The 25,473-nt window shown below is 73.2% G+C and carries 20 protein-coding genes; 13 read left to right on the top strand and 7 right to left on the bottom strand.

Annotated elements, in window-relative coordinates; all coding sequences use genetic code 11:
- Positions 1-96 precede the first annotated feature (96 nt).
- Together BIV01_RS04020 and BIV01_RS19240 are read left to right on the top strand one after the other, a co-directional pair.
- Positions 97-1,473 (top strand): zinc-dependent metalloprotease, encoded by a 1,377-nt coding sequence (locus tag BIV01_RS04020; RefSeq protein ID WP_071302022.1) that lies wholly within the window; start codon positions 97-99, stop codon positions 1,471-1,473.
- Positions 1,474-1,532: 59 nt separating this feature from the next.
- Positions 1,533-2,390: a hypothetical protein gene (locus BIV01_RS19240; protein WP_139199202.1), complete on the top strand. Its 858-nt coding sequence runs from the start codon at positions 1,533-1,535 to the stop codon at positions 2,388-2,390.
- Here BIV01_RS19240 and BIV01_RS04010 read toward each other — a convergent pair.
- Both BIV01_RS04010 and nudC read right to left on the bottom strand, forming a co-directional pair.
- Positions 2,281-4,044: an ATP-dependent helicase gene (locus BIV01_RS04010; RefSeq protein WP_071302020.1), complete on the bottom strand. Its 1,764-nt coding sequence runs from the start codon at positions 4,042-4,044 to the stop codon at positions 2,281-2,283. The genes BIV01_RS19240 and BIV01_RS04010 overlap by 110 nt on opposite strands.
- A complete protein-coding gene (gene nudC, locus BIV01_RS04005) occupies positions 4,041-4,976 on the bottom strand; it encodes an NAD(+) diphosphatase (RefSeq protein WP_071294993.1) in 936 nt (311 codons plus the stop codon). Before nudC ends, BIV01_RS04010 begins: the two co-directional genes overlap by 4 nt.
- 108 nt (positions 4,977-5,084) lie before the next feature.
- Between nudC and BIV01_RS04000 the strand changes: the two genes are divergently transcribed.
- Positions 5,085-6,083: a phosphotransferase gene (locus tag BIV01_RS04000; protein ID WP_071302019.1), complete on the top strand. Its 999-nt coding sequence runs from the start codon at positions 5,085-5,087 to the stop codon at positions 6,081-6,083.
- A 293-nt stretch (positions 6,084-6,376) separates the two neighbouring features.
- On the opposite strand, the gene BIV01_RS03995 is transcribed toward BIV01_RS04000, so the two are convergent.
- On the bottom strand, positions 6,377-9,649 hold the full coding sequence (locus BIV01_RS03995) for an ATP-dependent DNA helicase (protein WP_254791774.1): 3,273 nt from the start codon (positions 9,647-9,649) through the stop codon (positions 6,377-6,379).
- On the bottom strand, positions 9,646-12,801 hold the full coding sequence (locus BIV01_RS03990) for a UrvD/REP family ATP-dependent DNA helicase (RefSeq protein WP_175473630.1): 3,156 nt from the start codon (positions 12,799-12,801) through the stop codon (positions 9,646-9,648). The genes BIV01_RS03995 and BIV01_RS03990 overlap by 4 nt, the downstream gene beginning before the upstream one ends.
- A gap of 84 nt (positions 12,802-12,885) precedes the next feature.
- On the opposite strand from BIV01_RS03990, the gene BIV01_RS03985 reads away from it, so the two are divergent.
- Positions 12,886-13,110: a DUF3107 domain-containing protein gene (locus BIV01_RS03985; protein WP_070419176.1), complete on the top strand. Its 225-nt coding sequence runs from the start codon at positions 12,886-12,888 to the stop codon at positions 13,108-13,110.
- 1 nt (position 13,111) lies between these two features.
- Positions 13,112-13,408: a hypothetical protein gene (locus BIV01_RS03980; protein WP_070416685.1), complete on the top strand. Its 297-nt coding sequence runs from the start codon at positions 13,112-13,114 to the stop codon at positions 13,406-13,408.
- Between the two features lie 11 nt (positions 13,409-13,419).
- Here the strand turns inward: BIV01_RS03980 and BIV01_RS03975 are convergent, their stop codons facing one another.
- Positions 13,420-14,136, bottom strand: a complete 717-nt coding sequence (locus BIV01_RS03975) for a ferritin-like fold-containing protein (protein ID WP_070416686.1) — start codon at positions 14,134-14,136, stop codon at positions 13,420-13,422.
- An 82-nt stretch (positions 14,137-14,218) separates the two neighbouring features.
- Here BIV01_RS03975 and BIV01_RS03970 point away from each other — a divergent pair, with 82 nt between their 5' ends.
- On the top strand, positions 14,219-15,733 hold the full coding sequence (locus BIV01_RS03970) for a DEAD/DEAH box helicase (RefSeq protein ID WP_071294990.1): 1,515 nt from the start codon (positions 14,219-14,221) through the stop codon (positions 15,731-15,733).
- Positions 15,734-15,815: 82 nt separating this feature from the next.
- Here the strand turns inward: BIV01_RS03970 and BIV01_RS03965 are convergent, their stop codons facing one another.
- Positions 15,816-16,688 (bottom strand): PHP domain-containing protein, encoded by an 873-nt coding sequence (locus BIV01_RS03965; RefSeq protein ID WP_083403228.1) that lies wholly within the window; start codon positions 16,686-16,688, stop codon positions 15,816-15,818.
- Between the two features lie 70 nt (positions 16,689-16,758).
- On the opposite strand from BIV01_RS03965, the gene BIV01_RS03960 reads away from it, so the two are divergent.
- Together BIV01_RS03960 and BIV01_RS03955 are read left to right on the top strand one after the other, a co-directional pair.
- On the top strand, positions 16,759-18,243 hold the full coding sequence (locus BIV01_RS03960; protein ID WP_071302018.1) for an aminopeptidase P family protein: 1,485 nt from the start codon (positions 16,759-16,761) through the stop codon (positions 18,241-18,243).
- Positions 18,244-18,252: 9 nt separating this feature from the next.
- On the top strand, positions 18,253-18,741 hold the full coding sequence (locus BIV01_RS03955; RefSeq protein ID WP_092384196.1) for a GNAT family N-acetyltransferase: 489 nt from the start codon (positions 18,253-18,255) through the stop codon (positions 18,739-18,741).
- 289 nt (positions 18,742-19,030) lie between these two features.
- Here BIV01_RS03955 and BIV01_RS19235 read toward each other — a convergent pair whose 3' ends face one another.
- Positions 19,031-19,999, bottom strand: coding sequence for a general stress protein (locus tag BIV01_RS19235; RefSeq protein WP_071302017.1), 969 nt, complete (start codon positions 19,997-19,999; stop codon positions 19,031-19,033).
- A gap of 104 nt (positions 20,000-20,103) precedes the next feature.
- Here BIV01_RS19235 and BIV01_RS03945 point away from each other — a divergent pair, with 104 nt between their 5' ends.
- The 5 genes from BIV01_RS03945 (at position 20,104) to BIV01_RS03925 (ending at position 25,441) form a co-directional block, all read left to right on the top strand.
- Complete coding sequence (locus BIV01_RS03945; protein ID WP_070416690.1) at positions 20,104-21,423, top strand: magnesium transporter MgtE N-terminal domain-containing protein; 1,320 nt, start codon at positions 20,104-20,106, stop codon at positions 21,421-21,423.
- Complete coding sequence (locus BIV01_RS03940) at positions 21,407-21,973, top strand: DUF1003 domain-containing protein (protein WP_374115141.1); 567 nt, start codon at positions 21,407-21,409, stop codon at positions 21,971-21,973. Before BIV01_RS03945 ends, BIV01_RS03940 begins: the two co-directional genes overlap by 17 nt.
- Positions 21,966-23,126 carry an Mrp/NBP35 family ATP-binding protein gene (locus BIV01_RS03935; protein WP_071302016.1) on the top strand — a complete coding sequence of 387 codons (1,161 nt, stop codon included), beginning with the start codon at positions 21,966-21,968 and terminating at the stop codon, positions 23,124-23,126. Before BIV01_RS03940 ends, BIV01_RS03935 begins: the two co-directional genes overlap by 8 nt.
- Positions 23,127-23,136: 10 nt before the next feature.
- Positions 23,137-23,985 (top strand): class I SAM-dependent methyltransferase, encoded by an 849-nt coding sequence (locus BIV01_RS03930; RefSeq protein ID WP_071302015.1) that lies wholly within the window; start codon positions 23,137-23,139, stop codon positions 23,983-23,985.
- 160 nt (positions 23,986-24,145) lie between these two features.
- Positions 24,146-25,441, top strand: coding sequence for a carbohydrate-binding protein (locus BIV01_RS03925; protein ID WP_071302014.1), 1,296 nt, complete (start codon positions 24,146-24,148; stop codon positions 25,439-25,441).
- Positions 25,442-25,473: the final 32 nt, after the last annotated feature.

Raw genomic sequence — 25,473 nt, 5'->3', positions numbered from 1 at the left:
TTCCACGGGGGCTGTTCGCCCTCGGCGCAGCGGTTCGGGCGTTCCCACGGGGGCGTCCCAGGCGCGGCCCCGTGAGCAGCGATTAGCGTAGTCGTCATGCCTGATGAACCGCAGCCGGGGCCGGACGACGACTTCCAGGAGATGCTCCGGAAGCTCCTCTCCGGCGAGGGCCAGATCGACCCGTCGCAGCTCGCCGGTGCCGCCGGACTGCCGAACGACCCGGCCTTCGTCGCGAACCTGATGAGCCAGCTGCAGCGTGCCGCGCAGTCGGGCGGTGACGGCATCGACTTCTCCGTCGCGTCCGACCGCGCCACCGCGATCGCTCGTGAGGGCGGCCACCCGGTCGACCCCGCGACCTCGCAGGCGGCCGACCAGGCGTTCCAGGTCGCGGCGCTCTGGCTGGACGAGGCCACCTCGGTCGCCGAGCTCACCGCGACGCCGAGCCTCTACACGCGCGAGCAGTGGGCGAAGGCGACGACGCCGGTGTGGGCGCAGATCGCCGAACCCGTGGCGCTGAGCATCTCGAACGCCCTGACCGAGGCGATCGAGCAGCGCGCCCCGGAGCAGCTCAAGGCGATGCTCGGCGACGTCTCGAAGGCGATGCGCGGCGTCGGCGGCGCACTGTTCGCGATCCAGCTCGGCCAGGTCGTCGGACAGCTCTCGAAGGAGGTCGTGTCCGGCGGCGACGTCGGCGTGCCGCTCCTCGACGAGCAGGTCGCCGCACTCCTGCCGCAGAACGTGGCCGAGTTCGCCGAGGGACTCGACGTCCCCGAGGACGAGGTCCGCATCTACCTGGCCGTCCGGGAACTCGCGCACGCACGGCTGTTCCGTTCGGCCCGCTGGCTCCGCCTGCACATCATCTCGTCGATCACCGACTACGCGCGGGGCATCCACATCCCGTTCGACCGCGTCGAGGAGCTCGCGTCCGAGATCGACCCGACGAACCAGGAACAGCTCCGCGACGCCCTCGCGTCCGGTGCCCTGATCCCGCCGCGCACCGAGGAGCAGGAGACCGCCCTCGCCCGCCTCGAGACGATGCTCGCGCTCGTCGAGGGCTGGGTCGACACCGTGACCGCCGCCGCCACCGAGCGCCTGCCGAAGTCCGGCGCGATCGCGGAGATGGTCCGTCGTCGTCGTGCGGCCGGTGGTCCGGCCGAGTCGGCGTTCGCGACCCTCGTCGGCCTCGAACTCCGCCCCCGCCGCCTCCGCGAGGCAGCGGCGATGTGGCAGCGGGTCACCGACGAGCTCGGCACCGAGCAGCGCGACGCGCTCTGGTCGCACTTCGACGCGGTCCCGACCTCGGACGACATCGACGCGCCGGACGCCTTCGTGGCCCGGCTGCGCAACCCCGGCCGCTCCGCCGAGGACGACGAGTTCGACAAGGCGCTCGAGGACCTGCTCAACGACGCCACCGGTGACCGTCCGCGCGAGGACGAGTCCGGCAACGTCGACGAGGGCGACGCTCCGAAGTAGTTCTCCACAGATCCGCTGTCCCTGCCCCGCGCGGGCGTCTGGTCCGCCAGCGTGGGGGCATGGGCATCCGCATCGATCCGACCCTCGAGTTCGTCTGGCGCGACCCGACCACCGTCCAGCTCGGGGTCGATCCGCCGCGCGCCGTCGTGCCGGTCCCGAGCACGGCCGAGGAACGGTTCCTGTGCGCACTCCGCCGCGAGACCGGCCGCGACGCACTCTCCGGAGTCGCCGCGGCGAGCGGGTGTCCGCCTGGTCTCGCCGCGCGCGTCCTCGGGGATGCCTCACCCGCGGTCGTCGACGTCCTGCCGGAACCGCTGGCCCGGGTCGAGGTGCACGGCACCGGGACCCTGCCGGACGCGGTCGCCCAACTGCTCTCGGGCGAGGGCGTCACGGTCGCGCGCACGACGGCGCCGCGGGGCGGACCGGTGACCGTCCCCGACCCGGATCCCCAGCTCGCCGTGGTGGTGGCCGACCACGTCGTCGACCCGGCGGTCCGCGCGGCCTGGACCCGGCGGGGCACCGCACACCTGCCGGTCGTCGTCGGGGACGGACGCGTGCGCCTCGGGCCGTTCGTCGTCCCGGGTGCCGGGCCGTGCCTCCAGTGCGTCGAGTACGCGCACGTCGACGACGACCCGTGCTGGCCGGCCATCGCGGCGCAGGTGTGGGGCCGCCCCGCGGCACCGCTCTCGCCCTACCGGATCGCGGCGGTCGCGGCGGCGGCGACCCGGATGCTCCTCGAACGGCTGCCGTCACGCACCCAACACCCCGGTCCGGACCAACTGGTCTTCGAGCGCGACGACCTGTCGGTCAGTCGGCTCCCGGTGACGTTCCATCCGCGCTGTTCGTGCCGAGCGCTGCCAGGAACCGACTCGCCACCCGGGCTCCCCCACGCGTGGAACCCTGTCGCGACCACGTGACCGTCACCGACCGGCGGGCACGGGTCAGCCCGACGTAGAAGAGCCGGCGTTCCTCGTCGATCTCGGCGTCGGTCGTGGCGTACGAGATCGGGAGCAGCCCCTCGGCCGCACCGATCACCACGACGTGCGGCCACTCCAGGCCCTTGGACGAGTGCAGCGTGGCGAGGGTCACGGCGTCCAGCTCCGGCTCGTGGTGCGTCGCGGCACGGTCCACCAGGTCCTGCGTGAACTGCTGCATCGTCGTGCCGGCGGGAGCGTCCTCGGCGAGGCCCATGATCGCCTGCAGCGCTTCCCACTGCTCGCGCACGGCGCCGGTGCCCTCCGGTGGCGTCGGCGTCCACCCGCTCACCTGCAGCACGAGGCCGACCCGCCGGGTGAGCTCGTCGTCGGTCTGCCGGACGGCCTCGCCCCGCATGTGGTGCACCGCGAGCTTCACCTCGGGGCGGTCGAAGAAGCGGGTGCCGCCCTGGACCCGGTACGGGATGCCCGCGCGTCCGAGCGCCGACTCGACCGCGGCGGCCTGGGCGCCGAGGCGGTAGAGCACCGCGACGTCCCCGTAGGACGCGCCCGAGGCCGGGTCGGCGACCAGCGACGCGATGGTCCGGGCGACCGTCTGCGCCTCGTCGCCGTCGTGCACGCACGCGAGCACCTCGGGCCGTGGTCCGGGCTCGGTGTGCTGCGCGACGAGGTCGAGGGCGCCCGGTTGCCCGCGCATGAGCGCGTTCGCGGCGTGCACCACCTCGCGCGTGGAGCGGTAGTTCCGCTCGAGCCGCAGCACGGATCCGCGGGGGAACTCCGAGCCGAAGCCGAGCAGGTAGCGACTCGACGCCCCCGCGAACGAGTAGATCGTCTGGCTGGCGTCGCCGACGACGCAGACGTCGTCCCGGCCGCCGAGCCACGCGCGCAGGAGGTCGTGCTGCACGGGCGAGACGTCCTGGTACTCGTCCACGACGAAGAAGCGGTACTGCTGCCGGACGTACGACGCCACCCGCGGCTCGGACTCCACCATGCCGAGCGTCGCGAGCAGGACGTCCTCGAAGTCGAGCTGCCGTCGGTCGTCCTTGAGCTGCTCGTACGCGCGCATGAGGTCGAGGACCCGGCGCGGCGCGGTGTCGCGCGGCATGACCCGTTCGGCCGCCGCGGCCTCGTACTCGTCGTACGAGAGCATCTGGACCTTCCGCCACTCGACCTCGCCGGCCAGGTCACGGAGCGTCGGGGTGTCCACACGCAGGCCGACCGTGTCCGCCGCGTGCGCGATCATCCGACCCTTGGACTCGACGATCTTCGGGGCGTGGCCGCCGACGGTGTCCGGCCAGAAGTAGCTGAGCTGCGCCATCGCCGCGGCGTGGAACGTGCGGGCCTGCACCGTGCCCGCCCCGAGGGAGCGCAGCCGCGACCGCAGTTCGCCGGCCGCCCGGGTGGTGAAGGTCAGGGCGAGGACGTGGTTCGGCGCGTAGGTGCCGGTGGCGACGCCGTACGCGATGCGGTGCGTGATGGCGCGGGTCTTGCCGGTGCCGGCACCGGCGAGGACCGCCACGGGACCGAGCAGGGTCCGGGCGACGGTGCGCTGTTCGGCGTCGAGCGCGGCGAGGAGCTCGTCCGGCGACGGCGGTCGGAGCGGCTCGGCCCCGGCCCCGGCGGCGGCGTTGCTCACGGCAGGTCCAGCGGCCCGCCGTACCACTCTTCGATGATGGCGCGGGCGATCGACGTCTTCCCCGGCAAGAGCAGGGTGTCGCCCGCACGCTCGCGGATCTCGTCGCGCGAGAACCACCGGACGTCGAGGATCTCCACCCCGTCCGGCCGGGCCGTCGTCGGGTCCCCGTCCACCGCACGGGCGCGGAAGCCGAGCATGAGCGACGCCGGGAACGGCCACGGCTGCGAGCCGAGGTACTCGGGTTCCTCGACGCGGACGCCGGACTCCTCCCAGACCTCGCGCCGGACGGCGTCCTCGAGCGACTCCCCCGGCTCGACGAAGCCCGCGAGCAGCGAGTACCGGTCCGCGTCCCACGCCGCGTTCGACCCGAGCAGGATCCGGTCGTCGGCGTCGGTGACCCCGACGATGATCGCCGCGTCGGTGCGCGGGAAGTGCTCGTGTCCCTCGGGATCGCGGCGCACCCAGCCGCCGGTGACCACGTCGGTCGCGGATCCGGTGCGGGGCGAGAAGCCGTGCACGGCGTGCCAGTTCGCCATCGCCACGGCCTCGACCGCGAGGCCCTGGTCGCGCGGCGACAGCTCGGTCCCGAACATCCGCAGGCTCTCCCACGCGTCGTCGGCCGGTTCGATCCGGGCGGCGGTCTCGGCGTCGAGGAACGCGGCGACGAACCGGGTGCCGGCGGGCGCATCGGGGGCGTCGGACACGGCGCGACCGAGGTACAGCGTCACCGCGTCGACCGGCACGGCATCGGCGGAGACGAAGCGGAGGGTGCCGTCGGCGTTCCGCAGCATCTCGGAGCCGCGGACGGGCAGGTACCGGGTCGACGGGTCGTCCCGCAGCACCCGGTCCAGGTCGTCCGTCGTGCGGAACTCCGCGTCGCGGTCGAGGTCGTTGCGGGAGAGGGGCAGCCTCGCGGCGAACTCGACGGTCACGGCAGGGGGCTCCTCGGGTCGGATCGGGTCGGCGGTGCAGGAGCCCGGGCTGCCGCGGGCCAGCGTGGCGCACGCTCGACCACCGGCTGCGGACCTACCCTGAGGGGCATGGCGGGATCCCAGTTCACTCTAGCCGCGTTGGCGACCACGGCCGTCTCAGGCCTCGTCGTCACGGGCACGCGCACGCTCGGCTCGGCCGCGTCCGGGGACTACGAGTCGGCCGTCCTCCGCGACGCCGACGGCGCCTGGTCCGCGATCCGCCGCCCACGCAACCAGCGGGCCGAGGCCCGACAGTCCGCCGACCTCGTCGCGATCCGGGCGCTGAGCGCCGGGATCCGCACGCGCCTCCCGTTCGGCGTCGCCGAGTACCGCGGACAGGCGCCCATAGGCTCGACCCGCGCCATCGTCACCTCGTACCTGCCCGGGACGCACCCGAAGCTGCAGGCCCTCGTCGAACGACCGGAGCTCGCGACCAGCGTCGGCCGGGCGATCGCCGCGATCCACCAGCTGCCGACGAGCTTCGTCACCGACGCCGGCCTGCCGTCCCTCACCCCGTTCGAGGTCCTGCGCTCCGCCGTCTCCGTGATGGACCGCGCGGTCGCCACGAAGCTCGTCCCGGCGGCGCTCAAGGAGCGGTGGGAGGGCGCGGCGCGCGACCAGCAGCTCTGGCAGTTCACGCCCACCGTCGTGCACGGGTCGCTCGGCACCGAGACGATCCTGGTCGCCGGCGACGACGTCTCCGGCGTCATCGACTGGGGCGAGCTGCGGCTCGGCGACCCGGCGAAGGACCTCGCGTGGGTGCTCGCCGGCCGCAAGGACGCGTTCGACACCGTCCTCAGCGCGTACGAGGCGAACGGCGGCGGCCGGGACCGGCAGCTCGCGCAGCGCGCGCGGGTGCACCACGAGCTCGAGACCGCGCAGTGGCTGCTGCACGGCGTGCAGGTGAAGAGCACCGAGGTCGTCGACGACGCGGTCGCGATGATGCACCGGCTGGTGGACGCGGTGCAGACGCCGAGCGCGGCACCGCTGCAGTCGGTCTCGCCGGAGACGATGGAGATCGGCGAGGTCGAGCAGCTGCTGTCGTCGACCGAGCGTCGGCACGGCTGACGCGCGTCGGCACGGCTGACGCGCGTCGGCACGGCTGACGCGCTCCGGCGCTGGAGCGCGGCTGACGCGTCGGCGCGGCTGCCGCGCGTCGGCCCTGGAGGCGCGGCTCGCCCCCGCCCCGTCGCCGGCGGTCCGCCGCGCCACCGGTCCGGATCGAACCACGGTTCCGACATCGAACCAGCGTCCGCGCGTTGTTCGACGTCGGATTCGTGGTTCGACCTGCGGGCCCGCGTCAGCGCGGCCGGGCCGGCGCCGGGCCGGCGTCAGCGCGGCCGGCCGGCGCCGCGCCGGCGTCAGCCGATCGCGTCCCGCCAGGCGCGCTCGAGTCCGGCGCGGTCGAGGAGTTCGCGCGGCCGGACCTCGAGGTCGTCGGCCACGAAGTAGAACACCGCGTCGACCTCGTCGATCGGACGCCCGGTGAACTCCGCGTAGGCCACCCGGTACAGCGCGAGCTGCAGCTGCCGCTTCGCCAGGTCGTCGTCGCCCGACGGGGCCTTGCCGGTCTTCCAGTCGACGACCTCTGCCCGGCCGTCGATCTCGTAGACCGCATCGAGCTTGCAGACGACGCTGTGGCCGAGGAACGGGATGTGGATCTCGCGTTCGACCTCGATCGGTGTCAGCTCGGCCCACCGTGACCGGGCGAAGGTCGCCTGGAAGTCGGCGAGCCGCCGGGCGTCGTCGTCGGTGACCGCGACGTCCGCCGAGGCGTCGACCACGTCGTCCGGGTCGAGGTCGAGTTCGTCCGGCCAGGCGTCGAGCGTCTCGAGCGAACCGCCGCTGCGGGCACGCTGCTCGACCCACTGGTGGAAGAGCGTGCCGAGGCGGGTGGCGCGGTACGGCCGCTCCGGCATCGGTCGCCGCAGCCGCTCGGCCACGGCGTCCGGTTCGGCGAGGTAGTCCTTGAACCCGGACGCCGGGACGCGGTGCGGGACGACCACCCGGTGCCGGGCCGACCGGTTCGCGGCGCGCTCGGCGAGCAGCAGGTCGATGTCGGCGCTGAACCGACCGGCCGCCCCGGGGTTGGCGTTCCGCACGCGGTCGGCGGCGGCGACCACCCGGGCGGCGCGCTGCCCGAACGGCACGTGCGGCCAGGACTGCGTGGCCCCGGCATCACCGAGGGGGTTCTCCTCGTGCTCGGTCGTCTCGGGGACGGCGGCGGCGTCCACGACACCGGCGTCGACGAGGTCCCGCAGGTACCGACTCGGCTCGGTGGGTCGGACCCCGCCCGCCCAGAACGAGCCGGAGACGAGCAGGTCGTGCTTCGCCCGGGTGAGCGCGACGTAGGTGAGGCGACGCTCCTCGTCCTCGTTGCGGGCCTTCACCTGTTCCTTGTAGGCGTCGATCGCGAGCGTGACGTCCTTCTGCGTGTCGTGCCCGCGCCAGTCCAGTCGCGGCAGCTCGTCGGCGTCTCCCCGGAACTCGTACGGCAGCCGGCCGAAGCCGATCCACCCGGACGAGCCCTCCAGCGGGCGGGCCGGGAGCGCACCCTCGACCAGTCGGGGAACCGCCACGGCGTCCCACTCGAGGCCCTTCGACCCGTGGATCGTCAGGATCTGCACGGTGCCGGCCTCGGGCTCCTCGGAGCGGGGACCCATGTCGTCACGACGGGCAGCGGCGTCGATCCAGCCGAGGAACGCACCGAGGTCGGCCCGGTCGTCAGTCGTCACGAAGCCCGCGAGCTCGTCGATGAAGGCGTCGAGGAACGCCCCGCTCCCCTGCTCGTGCGCGGCGACCTCGATGTCGAGCCGCATCTCCTGCACGACGAGCGTGACGAAGTCGACGAGGTCGCCGCTGGCCCGGGACCGGAGCGCCTGGAGCTGGCGGCCGAGGTCGCGCATCCGGAAGCGTCCGGTCTCGCTGATGTCGGCGAGCGCGCCGTGCTCGTCCGGGGCGGTGGCGACGAAGTCGAGGGCGTCGACGATCGAGCCGTGCTCCCCCGCGGCGACCGACGCCCGGAAGGCTGCGGTGACGTCGTCGTCGAGTCGCTGCTGGGTGTGGTCGCGGCCGAACAACCAGCGGGCCAGGGCGTGCAGGGCGGCGATGTCCGCGGCGCCGATCCGCCACCGGGCACCGGCGAGTAGCCGGATGAGGTCGTTGCCGGCGGCGGGGTCGTGCAGCACGCGGAGGTACGCGACGAGGTCGACGATCTCCGGCCGCTGCAGGAGTCCGCCGGTGCCGAGCACGTGGAACGGCACGCGACGGTCGCCCAGGGCGGCGGTGAACGCGGCGAGGTCCTTCCGCGAGCGCAGCAGGAGCGCCATCGACCCCGTCGGGTCGGCGGCGCGGCGCGCGGCGAACCACTCCGCCACGGCGGCGGCCTCGTCCGGGAGGGTCTCCGGGAACACGGCGTGGACCGTCCCGGCGTCCGCCCCGGGTCGGGGGACGAGGCGCTCGACGTCGACCTCGGACGCCTCGGACAGGGGCGCGACGACGGCGTTGGCGCCGGCGAGGACGTCGACCGGGTTCCGCCAGCTGGTGGAGAGCGCGAAGGTGACGGGGCGTGCGGCGTCGGCGCCGTCGTCGGACGTCCCGCCGAAGTCCCGCGGGAACCGGGCGAGGTTGGCGGCGCTCGCCCCACGGAACCCGTAGATGGACTGGTGGGGGTCGCCGACCGCCATCACCGGGTGCCCGCGGAAGAGCCGGGCGAGGAACCGCGTCTGCACGACCGAGGTGTCCTGGTACTCGTCGAGGAGCACGACGCCGTACCGCTGCCGGAGGTCGGTGACGACGCGCGGTGCCGACTCGGCCGCGGCGAGGGCGAGGGCGATCTGGTCGGAGAACTCCACGAACCCGCGGTCCACCTTCTGCCGGCGGAACTCCTCCACCAGGTCGACGAGGGGTTCGAGGGCACCGACCGCGGCGACGGCGTCGGTGATCACCTTGTACGCGCCGCCGCGGGCGTTCCCCGGCAGCTGGAGCAGCTCGGCGAAATCGATCGCGAACCGACGCAACCGCTCCGGTTCGACGAGGTGCTCGGACACCGCGCCGGCGAGCGAGACGACCGCGGCGGTCACGGTGTCGACGTCGCGGTCGAGCCCGGCCAGCCGGTCGTCCCGCGCTGCGACGACGACCCGGCGCGCGAGCTGCCAGGCGGACGGTTCGGTGAGCACCTGGGACTCGCCGTCGCGGCCGACGAGCAGGGCGTTCTCGCGGAAGACCGAGTTGGCGAACGCGTTGTAGGTGGACACCGTCGGCGCCTCGAACGCGTCACCGGCTTCGAGCAGCCCGACGTCCTCGAGCGCGCGGATGCGGTCGTTGATGCGGACCGACAGCTCGCCGGCGGCCTTGCGGGTGAAGGTCAGGCCGAGGATGCCGTCGGGGCGGACCATCCCGTTCGCGAGCAGCCAGACGACCCGCGACGCCATCGTCTCGGTCTTCCCGCTGCCGGCTCCCGCGACGACGAGCGCCGGGGTGAGCGGGGACTCGATGACGGCGCGCTGCTGCGCCGTGGGGCGCGGGCGTCCGAGGGCGTCGGCGATCGCGTCGGCGTCGTGCCGGGGCGGCTCGACGCGGTCGGGGTCGGCGGTGCGGGCACCGTCGGGGCCGAGCAGCTGTTCCTCGTTCACCAGGTCACCTCGCCCACGACGTGGATCCGGCACTCGACGCCGGTCCGGGCCTTCTCGCAGTGGTCGTCGACGTTCGCGAGGAAAGTCCGTCCGGCCATGCCCGTCGCCACGGTGTGCAGCCGCTGGCGGTAGGCCTCACGCGTCTCGTCATCGAACGCCTGCTGCGTCCGCTCGGAGTAGGCACGGCCGCTGCGGGCGTTCTGCACGAACACGAGCCGGGCATCGGCCATCGCCGAGCCGGCGGGGACCCCCTCGACCGCGCCGTCCTCGACCGCGAGCTGGTACGCGCCGAGCTGGGGGTGTTCGGGCATGTCGTTCTTCTCGCTCGGCATCGAGCGCCCGGTCTTGAGGTCGACGACGCTGACCCGGCCGTCCGGGTCGACCTCGATCCGGTCGATGCTGCCGCGCATCCGTGCCGGCCCGGTGACGAGCGCGAACGAGGTCTCGGCCCCGAGCAGTCGGCGTCCGGCGCTCGCGAAGGTGCGGAGGTAGTCGCTCAGTCCCTCGATCATGCGACGGGTGCGGGCGCGTTCGCGATCGGCGATCCACGGCGACTCGAACGTCAGCTCGTCCCACCGGCCCTCGACGTGCTGCCACAGGGACTCCACGTCGACGGCGGTGGCGTGCTCCATGGTCTCGTGCACGATCGTCCCGATGCCCATCGCGGGGCTCGGGGCGCTGCCGCCGAAGGTCTGCACGAACCAGTGCACGGGACACTCCTCGAAGGTACCGATGCGGGAGGGCGAGACCGACACGGTCGGGGGCACGGGCTCGCCGCCCTCGTGCTCGGGTGCCGGCTCGGCGTCGAGGTCGACGAGAGGGTCGTCGGTCGAGGGCTCGGCGAGCCCGTACCAGTCGTCCGGAGCGGCGCCGGGGACCTCGGCCTCGGCCAGGCGTGCGAGCGCGGACGCGGCCTCGTGGTCGCCCGAGGCCACCACGCGCCGACGGAGCGATCCGGCGAGGCCGCGCAGGGACAGCGGGTGCACGGTCGGCTGCCGGTCGGGCGGCACGGGCACGAGGCGGACGAACGGCGAGGGCGACTCGTCGTCGTTCGCCACCGTCCCGATGATCACCTGGGTGGTGGCGCGGGACACCGCACGGGCGAACAGGCGGAGTTCGTCGGCGATCACGGCGGCGCGGTCGTCGATCGTCTCGTGGTCGATCCCCGCGGCGGCACGGACCAGGCCGTCGGGGTCGAGCAGGCTGCCCCGTACCCGGGTGTTCGGCCAGACGCCGTCCTGCAGCCCGAGCACCACGACGACGTCGCACTCGAGCCCGATCGTGGCCGAGGGGGTGAGCACGCGGACCCGGCCGGCGGTGCGGTCGGGCCCGATCGAGTCCTCGGGCAGGTCGGCGCCGAGCAGGTCGTCGACGAACACCCGCGCGGGGGCGTCCGGCGTGCGCTCGACGAACCGCTTCGCCGCGGTGAACAGCCCGACCACCGCGTCGAGGTGCCGGTCGGCCTCGGCCGCACCGACCCCGCCGGCAGCCGACTGGCCGCCCCAGACGCCGGCGAGCCCGCTCCGTTCCCAGAGGCCCCAGAGGATCTCCTCGATGCTCGCACCGGACTCGGCGTCGTGGTGCGCCTGCACCAGGCTCCGCGCGAGCCGCGTCGCGCGTCGGGCGAACCCGGCGTCGACGGTCGCCAGGCGCTCGGGCGCCCCGAGTGCGTCCACGAGGAGTTCGTCGGCCGTGCGGGTACCGCCACCGGCCAGTTCTTCCCGCCGCAGCGCGAGGCGGAGTCGCCGCATCGCCAGGGTGTCGAGCCCGCCGAGCGGCCCGGTCGCGAAGGACGTGGCGAGCACCGGGTCGAGCGGGAGGACCCCGAGCGCGACGGCCGCGGCGTCGAGCAGGGACCGCGCCGCGGTGTCGTCGCGGGGTCGGACGGGCGCGGCCCCGGCGGTCGCGGGGACCTCGGCCACGGAGAGCGCGCGGACGAGCTCGGGGATCGCGGCCCCGCTGCGGGTGACGACGGCCATCCGGTGCCACGGGACGCCGTCGAGCAACCGGTGTTCGCGGAGCCGCCGGGCGATCGCGACGACGAGCGCAGCACGGCTCGCGCCCTCGAGGTGCACGACGGCGTCGGAGCGGGCGTCCGCCGTGGTCGCCACGGCGGTGCGCTGCCGTCCGGCCGCGGCGGCACCGATGCGCGCCGTGATGCCGGAGACGAGCGCGCGGACGGGTGCCGCGTGCCGGTGCACCGTGCCGAGGACCAGCTCGTCGACGCGGTCCACACCGAGCCGGGAGGCCAGGCGGCCGAGCACGTCGGGCTCGGCCCCGCGGAACGCCGACGCGGCGATGTCGGGGTCACCGAAGGCGACGATCTGCACGCCGGAGCGGGCGAGCGCCCCGAGCAGCGCGATCTCCCCCTCGACGAGCTCCTGCGTGTCGTCGACCACGACGAGGCGCAGCGCGGCGACGCTCGCCGGGACCTGCCCCCGCAGGACGGCGGCCGTGGCGTAGGCGACGAGTTCGGCGGCGTCGAGGCTGGTGGCCCGGAACGAGGTCACGGCGGCGCGGTACTCGTCGACGAAGTCCCCGACGGCCCGCCACTCCGGACGCCCGGTGTCGTCCCCGAGTTCGCGCATGTCCTCGGGTTCCACGCCCGCGGCGACCGCCCGCATCATGACGTCGCGCAGGGCGGTGCGGAAACCGGCGCGTTCGCGGACGACGGCGGTGATCGGTGCCGGCCAGTCCGGACCCGTGCCGTCGGTCTCGTGCCCGTCGAGCAGGTCGGCGATGATGCGGTCCTGCTCGCCACCGGTCAGCAGGGTCGGGGTCTCGAGGCCCTGGACGGCCGCGGCGTGCGCGACGAGCTGGAAGGCCAGCGAGTTCACCGTCCGTGCGAGTGCACCCGGCATCACCCGGTCGACCGAGGCGGCGAGTCGGTCGCGGAGCGCGGTCGCGGCCGTGCGGGCGCTCGTCAGGGCGAGGACGGTGGCGTGACCGTCGGGCGAGATCGCGTCGTCGCGCGTGAGCCGTGCCGCCACCAGCCGCGACAGCGTGGTCGTCTTGCCGGTGCCCGGTGCGCCGATGACCGCAGCGTGCCGGCCGTCCGGCAGCGCGAGCACGGCGGCCTGCGACGGGTCGGACGCCAACGCCCGCGCGACGCCCGTGGCCTCGGGTGCGGGCGTGAGCGTCGTCTGGGGCACCCTCGTACGGTAACCGCAGCGACCGACAGTGCGCCTGCGGCGAACGCCCGATGGCCGTCGGGGCCGCTCGGATACGCTGTGCTCGTGGACATCAAGATCGGCATCACCAACAGCCCGCGCGAGATCGCGTTCGAGACCGCCCAGACCGCCGACGAGATCGAGAAGGCCGTCGCGGCCGCGCTCGACGACAAGGCGACGCACCTCTCGCTGCAGGACGACAAGGGCCGTCGGTTCATCGTCCCCGTCGCGTCCCTCGCCTACGTCGAGGTCGGCGCGGAGGAGTCCCGTCGCATCGGTTTCGTCGCCTGACGTGGAGCTGCTCTTCGCGGTCCTCGGCGGGCTGATCCTCGGGGCCGTCGCGCACGTGGTCCTGCCGTGGCGGTCGAGCCGTGGCTCCCTGCTCGGCCCCGCGGTCGGCGGCATCGTCGCCGCGGTGCTGTGGGAAGCCCTGACCTGGGCCGGCTGGCAGTACGACGCGACCTGGATCTGGGTCGTCGCCCTGGTCGGTGCTGGCGTGGTCGCCCTCGTCGCGGAGTGGGTCCTCGGCAAGCGCCGTACGGCTGCCGACGCGGCGTACTACGAGCGCGTCAAGGCCTCCGGCGCCTGACCCGGGGGCCGTCAGGCCGTCAGGCCGAGCGCGTCCATGCGCCGCGTGTGCGCAGCGATGAGCTCGGTCCAGACCGGCTCGAGCCGTTCCTGGTCCTCACGCGCGTGCGATGCGAGCGCCGACCGGGCCACGAGCAACGTGTCCCCGACGAGCCGCCGCCCCCACATCGCCAGTCGCGACCCGACCTGCGGGTCCTCGGCGATGCGTTCGGTGAGCTCCTCGACGACGGCGGCTTCCTCACGCGCGTCGAACACGGTCTTCAGGCGCTGCCGGACCTCGGCCGGGAGCGACCGGAGCAGCGAGCCGAACAGGTCGTTGAGGATCCCCGCGGTGACGTAGCCCGTGAGCATCGACTCGTACCAGTCCGCGCCGCTCGTGCGCTCGAGGAACAGGTCGATCGCCTCGCGGTGGGGGGCCATCAGCGCAGCCGGGTCACCGCCGGTCCGTTCGATCTCGGCGACGATGGCGCGGTGCCGCTCGAGCGCCGTCGTCGCGAGCACGCCCGTGACGAGCCGTCCGGACAGGGTCGGCGCACCGGCCCCGGCGCGGCCCATCGTCTCGTAGAGCGAGAGTTCGAGGTACGCCGCCTGGCCCAGGTAGACGTCCAGCTCGGGGCTGACGTCGTCGAGCTGCAGACGTTCCACGGGCGAGGCGTTCCGCGGGTTCCGCGACGCGAGCCACGCGGACGCGAGCTCCGCCGCGCGCTTCCGGTTCCACCACGACACCACGGCTCCAGCATAGGGGCCTGGAGAACCGAGCCCGACCCGCCGGTAGACTGGTCGGGACTTCCACCAGAACTAAGGTGATTCTTTGACTTTCGCAGACCTCTCCATCGAGCAGGACATCGTCGACGCGCTCGCGACGAAGGGCATCCTCGAGCCCTTCCCGATCCAGCAGCAGACGATCCCGCTCGCCCTCACCGGCCAGGACATCATCGGCCAGGCCAAGACGGGTACGGGCAAGACCTTCGGCTTCGGCCTCCCCCTCATCCAGCGCCTCGGAGCCGACCCGGCGCCCGGCGTCAAGGCCCTCGTCGTCGTGCCGACCCGCGAACTCGCGGTCCAGGTGACCGAGGACCTCGAGCTCGCCACCTCGAACCGCCCGACGACCATCGCGGCGATCTACGGCGGCAAGGCGTACGAGGGGCAGATCGAGCAGCTCAAGGCCGGCGCCCAGATCGTCGTCGGCACCCCCGGGCGCCTGATCGACCTGCAGCGCCAGCGCCTGCTCGACCTGTCGCACGTGCAGGAGGTCGTCCTCGACGAGGCCGACCGCATGCTCGACCTCGGGTTCCTGTCGGACATCGAGCGCATCTTCCAGGCCATCCCCGAGGTGCGGCACACGATGCTGTTCTCGGCGACGATGCCCGCGCCGATCGTGGCGCTCGCCCGCCGCTTCATGAGCCGCCCGGTGCACATCCGCGCGACCGACCCCGACGAGGGTCTGATGCAGGCGAACATCAAGCACCTCATCTACCGCGCGCACTCGCTCGACAAGGACGAGGTCATCGCCCGCATCCTGCAGGCCGAGGGGCGCGGCAAGACCGTGATCTTCACCCGCACGAAGCGCGCCGCCGCGAAGCTCGTCGAGGAGCTCAAGGACCGCGGGTTCAACGCCGCAGCGGTGCACGGCGACCTCAACCAGGAGCAGCGCGAGCGTGCCATGGCCGCCTTCAAGGCCGGCAAGCGCGACGTGCTGATCGCCACCGACGTCGCGGCCCGCGGCATCGACGTGGACGACGTCACGCACGTGATCAACCACACCATCCCGGACGACCCGGACACCTACCTGCACCGTGCCGGGCGCACCGGCCGTGCGGGCAAGACCGGCATCGCGGTCACGTTCGTCGACTGGGACGACCTGCACAAGTGGACGCTGATCGACAAGGCGCTCGAGTTCGGCATCCCCGAGCCCGTCGAGACCTACTCGTCGTCGCCGCACCTGTTCGAGGAACTCGACATCCCGGCCGGCACCAAGGGCCGTCTGCCCGGCGCTTCGGCGCACGCGGCATCGGCCGGTGGCCCCGCCGAGAAACAGTCGGGCGACCGTCCGCGCAGCGGCTCGCGTCCGCCCCGCACCCGGACGCGGTCCGGCTCGGGTTCGGCATCCGGTTCCGGCAACGGCTCGGGAGGCGCGGCACGGTCCGCCTCGCAGCCTGCGGACGCCGAGTCCCCGGCCCAGTCCGGTGGTGCCGAGGGCGCACCGGCCGACGGTTCGACCGACGGCGCCGCGAAGCGTCGTCGTCGGCGTCGCCGCCGCGGGAGCGGCAGCGGCTCGTCCGAGGCGACCGCCTCGGCGCCGCAGGGGTCGTCGGACGGCGAGTAGCGCCTCCAGGCCGTCACCGAAGGGTCCGTCGCCGACGCGACGGGCCCTTCGTCGTCCCCGTCCGCCGGAGCGGCCGCGCTGGTCAGGCCAGGCGGGAGCCCGCGCCGACGACGGGCGCGCTGCCGGTCGCCTCGGAGCGGATGGCGTCGAACGCCGCCAACGCCGTGCGGTGCTCGCCCAGCCGGTTCGGCTTGCCCGTGCCGTGGTAGTCACTCGACCCGGTGACGAACAGGCCGTACCGCGTCGCCCAGTCGAGCAGGGTGCGCTTGCCGTGCGCGAGGTTCTCGCGGTGGTCAACCTCGAGCCCACCGAGCCCGGCCTCGACCAGTTCGCGGAGCATCGGCTCGTCGATCACGATCCCCCGTGACGACGCGGCGGGATGGGCGATGACGGGGACGCCGCCGGCCTGTCGGATGAGCTCGACGCCCCGGAGCGGGGACGGCGCCTCGTGCGGCTCGTAGTACCCGGAGGCCGGGTGCAGGATCCCCCGGAACGCCGCGCTGCGGTCGGCCTCGAGCCCGCGGGCGACGAGGGCGTCGGCGATGTGCGGGCGGCCGATCGTGGCCCCGTCGCGGGACTGCGCGAGCACGTCGTCCCAAGTGATCGGGTGGTCGCGGCCGATGCGGTCGACCATCCGGCGGGCCCGGGCGAGGCGTCCGTCGCGGATCCGTTCGGTCTCGGCGACGAGCGCCGGGTCGGCGGGGTCGACCAGGTAGCCGAGGACGTGCACGCTGCGGTAGCCGACGCGGGTGCTCAGTTCGAGACCCGGGAGGAGCGTGACCGGCAGGTCGCGGACGGTCGCCGTGGCCTCGTCCCACCCCGCGGTCGTGTCGTGGTCCGTCAGCGCGACGGCGTCCAGTCCGGCGGCTGCTGCCGCCCGGACGAGGTCCGCGGGTCGCTCGGTGCCGTCGGAGACGCTCGAGTGCGCGTGCAGGTCGATGAACGGATCGGGCACGTCGACAATGCTATCCACAGGTGAGCGGGCGCACAGGCCGCGGAGCGACGGGCGGTGCGATGATGGGTGCATGTCCGACACCACGCCCCGCGCGACGAGCAACCGTTCCACCACCCCCGGATCCTCGACGTTCAAGGACTACATCGGCTCGCAGTGGGCCGATCGTGACCGTCCGCTGCCCGAGCCCCGCGAGCAGGCCGCCTTCGCTGCCGAACGCCGCGCGAAGCTCTCCGAGCTGCACCCGGGCCGGACGATCGTCGTACCGGCCGGCCAGGCCAAGGTGCGATCGAACGACTGCGACTACCCGTTCCGCCCGCACTCCGCGTTCGCGCACCTGACCGGCTGGGGCACCGACACCGTCGTCGGCTCCGTGCTCGTCATGACGCCGAACGGCTCCGGGCACGACGCCACGCTGTACTTCCGCGCGACCGCCGGGCGCGACTCCGAGGAGTTCTACGCCAACCCCGAGATCGGGGAGTTCTGGGTCGGCCCGCGCCCCTCGCTGGACGAGGTCGCGGCGGACCTCGGTCTCGCGACCGCCGACCTCGGCGCGTTCGACGCCGTGCGCGCCGGGCTCGACGCCTCGGCCCTCGTCGTGCGCGACGCCGACACCGACCTCACCCGTGGGCTCGACGACCGGATCGGCAGCGCCGTCGGTGGCGCGCCCGAGGCCGACGGCGTGCCCGCGACGGACGACGCCCTCGCCCGTGACCTCTCCGAGCTGCGCCTCGTGAAGGACGCGTACGAGGTCAACGAGCTCCGCAAGGCCGTGAACGCGACCAAGGCCGGGTTCGACGACGTCATCGCCGACTTCGACGCGGTCCTGGCGCACCCCCGCGGCGAGCGCATCGTCGAAGGCACGTTCAACCGCCGTGCCCGTGCCGACGGCAACACCGTGGGCTACGACACGATCGCCGCCTCCGGCCACCACGCCTGCATCCTGCACTGGACCCGCAACGACGGCGCCGTCGAGCCGGGCGACCTGATCCTCATCGACGCCGGGGTCGAGGTCGACTCGTTCTACACGGCCGACATCACCCGCACGCTCCCGGTGAGCGGCACCTTCACCGACGTGCAGCGCCTCGTGTACGAAGCCGTGCTCGAGGCGGCGGACGCGGCCTTCGCCATCGTGAAGCCCGGCATCACCTTCCGTCAGGTGCACGCCACCGCGATGGAGGTCATCGCCCGCAAGACCGCCGAGTGGGGCTTCCTGCCCGGCAGCGCCGAGGAATCGCTCCAGCAGGACAACCAGTTCCACCGTCGCTACATGGTGCACGGCACGAGCCACCACCTCGGCCTCGACGTGCACGACTGCGCGAAGGCCCGGCGTGAGATGTACATCGACGGCACCGTGCAGGCCGGCATGGTCTTCACGATCGAGCCCGGCCTGTACTTCCAGCAGGACGACCTCACCGTGCCCGAGGAGTTCCGCGGCATCGGCGTCCGCATCGAGGACGACATCCTCGTGACCGAGGACGGCGCCGAGAACCTGTCCGTCGGCATCCCCCGGACCCCCTCGGAAGTGGAGGGGTGGATCGCCCGCTCCGGCCGCTAGCCTGAGCGGGTGACGACACCGGAGGTCTCCCCCAGCCCCAGCGAGAGCGCGTTCTCGATCGACGTCGAGCACTTCGACTCCCCCGACGCCCAGCGGCTCCGCGCCGCCCAGCGCCTGGAGATCGACCGTGCGTACGGCGGCGACACCGAACCCGGCGACAAGCCGACGGCGGACTCCATCGCGGTGTTCTTCCTCGCGCGGGACGACGACGGCACGCCGCTCGGCTGCGGCGGGCTGCGGGTCGTGCAGGACGGCATCACCGAGATCAAGCGGATGTACGTCCGGCCGGAGTCCAGGGGTGCCGGTGTCGCGGCGGCGCTGCTGCGTCGGTTGGAGGACGCTGCGCTCGACCTCGGTTCGCCGGCGCTCGTGCTGGAGACCGGGAACGAGCAGAAGCGTGCGATCGGGTTCTACGAGCGCGAGGGGTTCACGCGCATCGCGAACTTCGGGCCGTACGTCGGGGTGCCGACCTCGATCTGCTACTCGAAGGTCCTCTAGCCCGGGCCCCGAGCGGGCGAAGTACGTCCCGCTCGCAGCACCTCGGCGGCCGTTCCCGCCCGCTCGACGACGTGCGCGCGGCGTGTCCCGCCCGCTCGACGACCTGCACGCGGCGTGTCCCGCGCGCCGAGGTCGCGGAAACGGCCGCTCCCCGCGACGGGGAGCGGCCGTTCGTGCGACCTCGGCGGACGTGAGCGGCGCGTCGTGCGACCTCGACCCCAGCCTCGCCCCGACCTCGGCCCCGAGCCCCGCCCCGACCGTTACCCCGAGCTCGGCGGCCGCCGGCGACTCAGCGCGACTCGTCGTCCTTCGGGGCCGCGGACTCCGCGGACTCGGCGGAGCTCGGCGCCGGCGGCGTCGCCCCGGTCACCCGCTCCCCGTAGCGCGGCGGCTCCTCCGCACGCGGCTGCTGTGCGGACGCGGGCGCTGCCGGCGCGGGAGCGGTCGCCGGGGTCTCCCCGTAGCGCGGCCCCTCGTTCGTGCCGTAGCGCGGCGTCCCCGTCTGCGCGCCGGAGGACGGCGTGCCGGGCTGCTGCGCGCCTCCTGGCTGGTGGTGCGGTGTGGCGTGCCCACCGTACGGCGATCCCTGCTGGCCGGCGCCCCACCCGCCGCCGGACCCGGCCGACTGCCCGCCGGACCCGGGAGCACCGGAGCCGGACCCGGGCCCCGGACGCCACGGCTGCTGCGGCGACTGCCCCTGGAACCCGGTCCCCGGCCCGCTCTGCGGTCCCGGCGCACCCGGCGTACCGGGGTTCCAGTGCGTGGTGGGCGCGAGCCCGGCGTCACCGAGGATGCGACGGGCCTGGCCCACGAGCTGCGGCTCGATGACGATCTGGTAGTTCGTCGCGAGGACCTGGTGCACGCTCGTGAAGTCCCGCTGCCGCTTCGTGATCGCGAACGAGACGATGCCGTAGAGCATGCCGAACGCCGCACCGATGATGGCGGCGGCGAGGATGAGGCCACCGGCACTCGGCGAGAAGAGCGTCAGCACGATGCCGAAGAAGATGCCGAGCCAGAGGCCGGACAGCGCGCCGGCGATCGCCGCACGGCCGTACGTCATCTTGCCGGTGACGCGCTCGACGGTCTTGAGGTCGTTGCCGACGATCGAGAGCTGGTTGACCGGGAAGTCGGCCTCGGCGAGCTTCGCCACCACGCGCTGGGCGTCGGGGTAGCTGTCGTAGGTGCCGAGGACGTCGCCCTTGGGCAGCGTCGGGAAGGCCTGGGCGGTCCGGCCGCCGAACGGGCTCTGATTGCTCACACAGCCATCATTCACCGCACACCTTGCAATCGCACGTGCACTCTCAGGGAAGCCGCCGACCGCCACGGCGGATCCGGCCAGACGCACCGACTACGCTGGGTCGGGTGAGCGCCACGAAGGTCTTCGTCGCCCGCCTCGCCGGGTGCTCCGTCTTCGACCCCGCGGGAGACCGCGTCGGCCGCGTCCGAGACGTCCTGGTGGTGTACCGCCGGGCCGATCCGCCGCACGTCGTCGGTCTCATCGTCGAGGTCCCCGGCAAGCGCCGGATCTTCGTGAGCATCGGCCGCATCACCTCGATCGGTGCCGGGCAGGTCATCACGACCGGCCTCGTGAACATGCGCCGCTTCGAGCAGCGCGGTGGCGAGGTCCGGGTGATCGCGGAGATGCTCGGCCGCAAGGTCCTCATCAAGAAGGAGCGCATCCGCGCCACCATCGAGGACGTCGCGATCGAGGACCGCGGGCAGGGTGACTGGGAGGTGTCGCAGCTCTTCCTCCGCAAGCCGAAGACCACGCCGTCCCCGTTCGGCAAGGGCCCGACGACGTTCGCGACCTGGAACGAGGTCACCGAGGACGAGCTCCCCGGCGAGGCCCAGTCAGCCGAACACGTGATCGCCGCCTACTCCGACCTGCTGCCGGCCGACCTGGCGTCGACGCTGCTCGACCTGCCCGAGGAACGGCGGTTCGAGGTCGCCGAGGAGCTCCCCGACGACCGGCTCGCCGACGTGCTCGAGGAGATGCCCGACCAGCAGCGGATCGAGATCCTCACCCGGCTCGTCGACTCCCGTGCGGCCGACGTGCTCGACCACATGCAGCCGGACGACGCGGCCGACGTCCTCGCGCAGTTCTCCGACGAGCGCAGCGAGGCCCTCCTCCAGCTCATGGAGCCGGAAGAGGCGCAGGACGTCCGCATGCTCCTCGAGTACGAGCCCGACACCGCCGGTGGTCTCATGACGACCGAACCGGTGATCGTCTCCGCGGACGCCACCGTCGCCGAGGGGCTCGCACTCGTCCGCCGCCACGAACTCGCGCCGGTGCTCGGCGCCGCCGTCTGCGTGACGCTGCCGCCGTACGAGCCGCCGACCGGCCGGTTCCTCGGCCTCGTGCACTTCCAGCGGATGCTCCGCTACCCGCCGAACGAACGACTCGGCACGCTCATCGACCAGCAGACCGACCCGGTCCGCGTCGACGCGAGCGCGGCCGAGGTCACGCGCATCATGGCGACCTACAACCTGCTGTCCGTCCCCGTGGTCGACGATGCCCACCGTCTCGTCGGGGTGGTGACGATCGACGATGTCCTCGACCACGTCCTGCCGGACGACTGGCGAAGTCAGGGCGAGGGGGAACCCTCACCGCTTCCGCGCCAACGCCCACGCAGGACGCCCGTGACGACGGGAAGGAGGACCACCCGTGGCCCGAACGGATGACAACCGCCGCGATCGCGAGCGGACCGATGCTCGACTCGACTCCCCCAAGGGCATGCGCACCCGCGTCCTGCCGACCCGGCGCCGAGGTCGCGGTGACGCCTTCGGTCGCGCGACCGAGGGCATCGCGCGTGCGATGGGAACGCCCTGGTTCCTCGTCGGCCTGACCCTGTTCTGCGTCGTCTGGATGGGCTACAACACGCTCGCCCCGAAGCCCTGGCAGTTCGACTCCGCGGCGATCGGCTTCACGGCCCTGACGCTCGTGCTGTCCCTGCAGGCGTCGTACGCGGCACCGCTCATCCTGCTCGCCCAGAACCGGCAGGACGACCGCGACCGCGTGCAGTTCGAGCAGGACCGGCAGCGCGCCGAGCGGAACCTCGCCGACACCGAGTACCTCGCCCGCGAGGTCGTGGCGCTCCGCCTGGCGATGCGGGACATGGCGTCGAAGGACTTCATCCGCGCCGAGATCCGCTCGCTGCTCGAGGAACTCGACCGGCGCGACGCCGAGGACGCCGGCTTCGCCGACGAGTCCGGCACGACGGCCCGTGGCTGACGGCGGCCGGTCGGACGAGCAGCTGGGCAGCGCGGTCCTCGCCGCGCTCGGCCGCGTGATCGACCCCGAGATCCGCCGGCCCGTCACGGAGCTCGACATGATCCGTGGTGTCGACGTGCAGCCAGGAGGCGCGGTGCGCGTCGACCTGCAGCTCACGATCGTCGGGTGCCCGGCCGCCGACACCATCGAGCGCGACGTGCGTGCGGCCGCCGGTTCCGTGGACGGCGTCTCCAGCGTGGCGGTCGACGTGTCCGTGATGGCCCCGGCGACCCGTGCCGCGCTCACCGAACGCCTCCGCGCGGGGAGGCCCCGGGGCGTGCAGTTCACCCCGGACTCGCTCACCCGGGTGATCGCGGTGACGAGCGGCAAGGGCGGCGTCGGCAAGTCGACGGTCACCGTGAACCTCGCCGCCGCCCTCGCGGCCCGCGGGCAGCGCGTGGGCATCGTGGACGTCGACGTGCACGGCTTCAGCGTCCCCGGGCTGATGGGGCTCACCGACGCCGCGGGCGTGGCCCCTCGCCCGACCCGGGTCGACAGCATGATCCTGCCGCCGGTCGCGCACGACGTGAAGGTCGTCTCGATCGGCATGTTCGTGGACGACGTCTCGACCGCGGTGTCCTGGCGCGGTCCGATGCTGCACCGCACCGTCTCGCAGTTCCTCACCGACGTGTACTTCGGCGACCTCGACGTGCTCCTGCTCGACCTGCCGCCCGGTACCGGTGACGTGGCGATCTCGGTCGGCCAGCTGCTCCCCCACGCCGAGGTCCTGGTCGTCACCACGCCCCAGGCGGCCGCTGCCGACGTGGCCGAACGGAGCGGGATCGTCGCCCGTCAGACCGGGCAGCGGGTGATCGGCGTCGTCGAGAACATGGCGGGCCTCGTGCAGCCCGACGGGTCGGTGCTGCACCTCTTCGGTGAGGGCGGTGGTGCGGAGACCGCCCGTCGGCTCTCCCGCGACCAGGAGACCGCCGTCCCGGTGCTCGGCAGCGTGCCGTTGTCCGTGCCGCTCCGCGAGGGCGGCGACGCCGGCGTCCCGGTGGTGCTCGGCGATCCCGAGGACCCGGCGGCGGTGGCGCTGGCGGCGATCGCGGACCGCATCGGCACGATGGGACGGGGCCTGTCAGGCCGGAAGCTCGGGCTGTCGCTGTCGTAGGGTCGGGTGCATGAGCACTGATCACGTCAGCGTCGACTGGGAGCAGGCCCGCGACACCAACCGCGCGAACTGGGACGACCGGGTGCCCATCCACGAGGGCGCCTACGAGATCGACGCCCTGACCGACCCGGGCCACCGCTCGACCGTCGTCCGCGACGACCTACCCGCACTGCGACCGTGGCTGCCGGACGGCTCCCTCGCCGGCCTCGACCTCTGCCACCTGCAGTGCCACATCGGCACGGACACGGTCTCGCTCGCGCGTGAGGGCGCCCGCGTCACCGGCGTCGACTTCTCGCCCGCGGCGCTCGCCTCGGCCGCCGGGCTGTCGGCACGCCTCGGCCTCGACGTGACCTGGGTCGAGACGGACGTCCTCGACGCCAGGGCCGCGGTGGTGGGCGACTTCGACGTCGTCTACACGAGCATCGGGACGATCTGCTGGCTCGACGACCTCGACCGGTGGGCCGCCCAGGTGTCGGCGCTCCTGCGACCGGGCGGTGTGTTCTTCATCCGCGACGGCCACCCCGCGCTGTACGCGCTCGACGAGGACGCCGACGGGCTCGTCACCCGCTACCGGTACTTCGCGGACGGCTCCGCCCAGCAGTGGGACGACGCCGGCACCTACGCGGGCGACGGCACGGTGTCGAACACCCGCACCTACGAGTGGCCGCACCCGCTGTCGCAGATCGTGAACGCCCTGCTCGGCGCCGGGCTCCGGCTGCGCCGACTCGACGAGGGTCGGACGCTGCCGTGGCGGTTCAGCCCGCGCATGGTCGACACCGGGGACGGCTCGTGGGAGTGGCCCGGCGAGGACCGCGACCGCCTCCCGACGACCTTCACGATCGTCGCGTCGAAGGACTGATCCGCCAGCCGATCGACGCTGCCTGTACGTCCTTTCATGGACAGGTCGTTCCACCGCGGAGCAATATGCAGGGGTATTCCACAATGCTCCTGCGGAATCGGGTCCGCAGGGGCTCCACCCGTGTCCGGCAACGCCGCCGGACCGAGGACAGGAGAACCGTGTGAACAGCAGGACCAGACTCAGGATCGGACTCGTCGCGGCCCTCGCGGCTGCGCTGGCGGGCGGGTCCGTCGCAGCAGCACCGGCCATGGCGGCCACACCGGCGTGCGCCACCGCGTGGAGCGCGGGCACCGCGTACAACGGCGGCGCGACGGTGAGCGAGAGCGGGACGAACTACACCGCGAACTGGTGGACGCAGGGAGACGACCCGGCGACCCACTCCGGCGCGACCGGCAGCGGCCAGCCCTGGACGTCCACGGGAGCCTGCGCCGGCACCGGCGGCGGCGGCGGCGGTACGACCAACCCGGGCGGCGGCACCACCACCCCGGGCACCGGCGGCAGCGGCGGGACGGCGAAGGGCCTGGTCTTCAGCCCCTACAAGGACGTCACCGTGAACCTCGACTGGAACACGAACGTGATGAACACCGCCGTCACCGGCACGCGCATCCCGGTCGTCGGGTCGAGCAACAGCCTGGTGTCCACCCGGGAGCCGGGCCTCAAGGCGATCACCCTCGCCTTCGCCACCGGCACCTGCGGCAGCGAGAACTGGGGCGGCGTCGCCGCGGACGCCTTCGCGAGCGCCAACATCCCGAAGCTCGACGCCGCGGGCGTGAACTACATCGTGAGCACCGGCGGTGCGGCGGGCTCGTTCAAGTGTTCGGGCACCGCGCTGCAGAGCTTCATCGCCCGGTACGCCACCCCGCACATGATCGGCGTCGACTTCGACATCGAGAGCGGGCAGTCCGCCGCCGACGTGCAGAACCTTGTCAACGCCGCAGCGCTCGCGCAGTCGAAGTACCCGGGGATGCGGTTCTCGTTCACCCTCGCGACCCTGGCCGCCAGCGACGGGAGCTTCGGCGGCCTGAACAGCACCGGTGACGCCACGGTCAAGGCCATCAAGGCATCGAGCCTGACGAACTACACCGTCAACCTCATGACGATGGACTTCGGCCGCGCGACGACCGCGAACTGCGTCCTGTCCGGATCGACCTGCGAGATGGGCAAGTCCTCGATCCAGGCCGTCACGAACCTCGAGCACACGTACGGCATCGCACCGTCGAAGATCGAGGTCACCCCGATGATCGGCGTGAACGACGCCTCCGACGAGGTCTTCACCCTCGCCGACGTGGACACGCTGTCCGCCTACGCGAAGGCGAACGGGCTCGCCGGGGTCCACTACTGGTCCCTCGACCGTGACACCCCGTGCTCCTCGACGACGGCGATGTCCACCTGCAGCTCCGTCCCGAGCGCACCGGCCCTCGCGTGGACGGACCGCTTCCTGGCCGACCTGCAGTAGTCGCCACCGTGAACGGACTGGAGGCGCGGTGC

This window comes from Curtobacterium sp. MCBA15_013, assembly GCF_001865095.1.
Classification (GTDB): domain Bacteria; phylum Actinomycetota; class Actinomycetes; order Actinomycetales; family Microbacteriaceae; genus Curtobacterium.
Note: the sequence above shows the minus strand (reverse complement) of the source record. Positions and strands in the feature narration are given on the sequence as shown.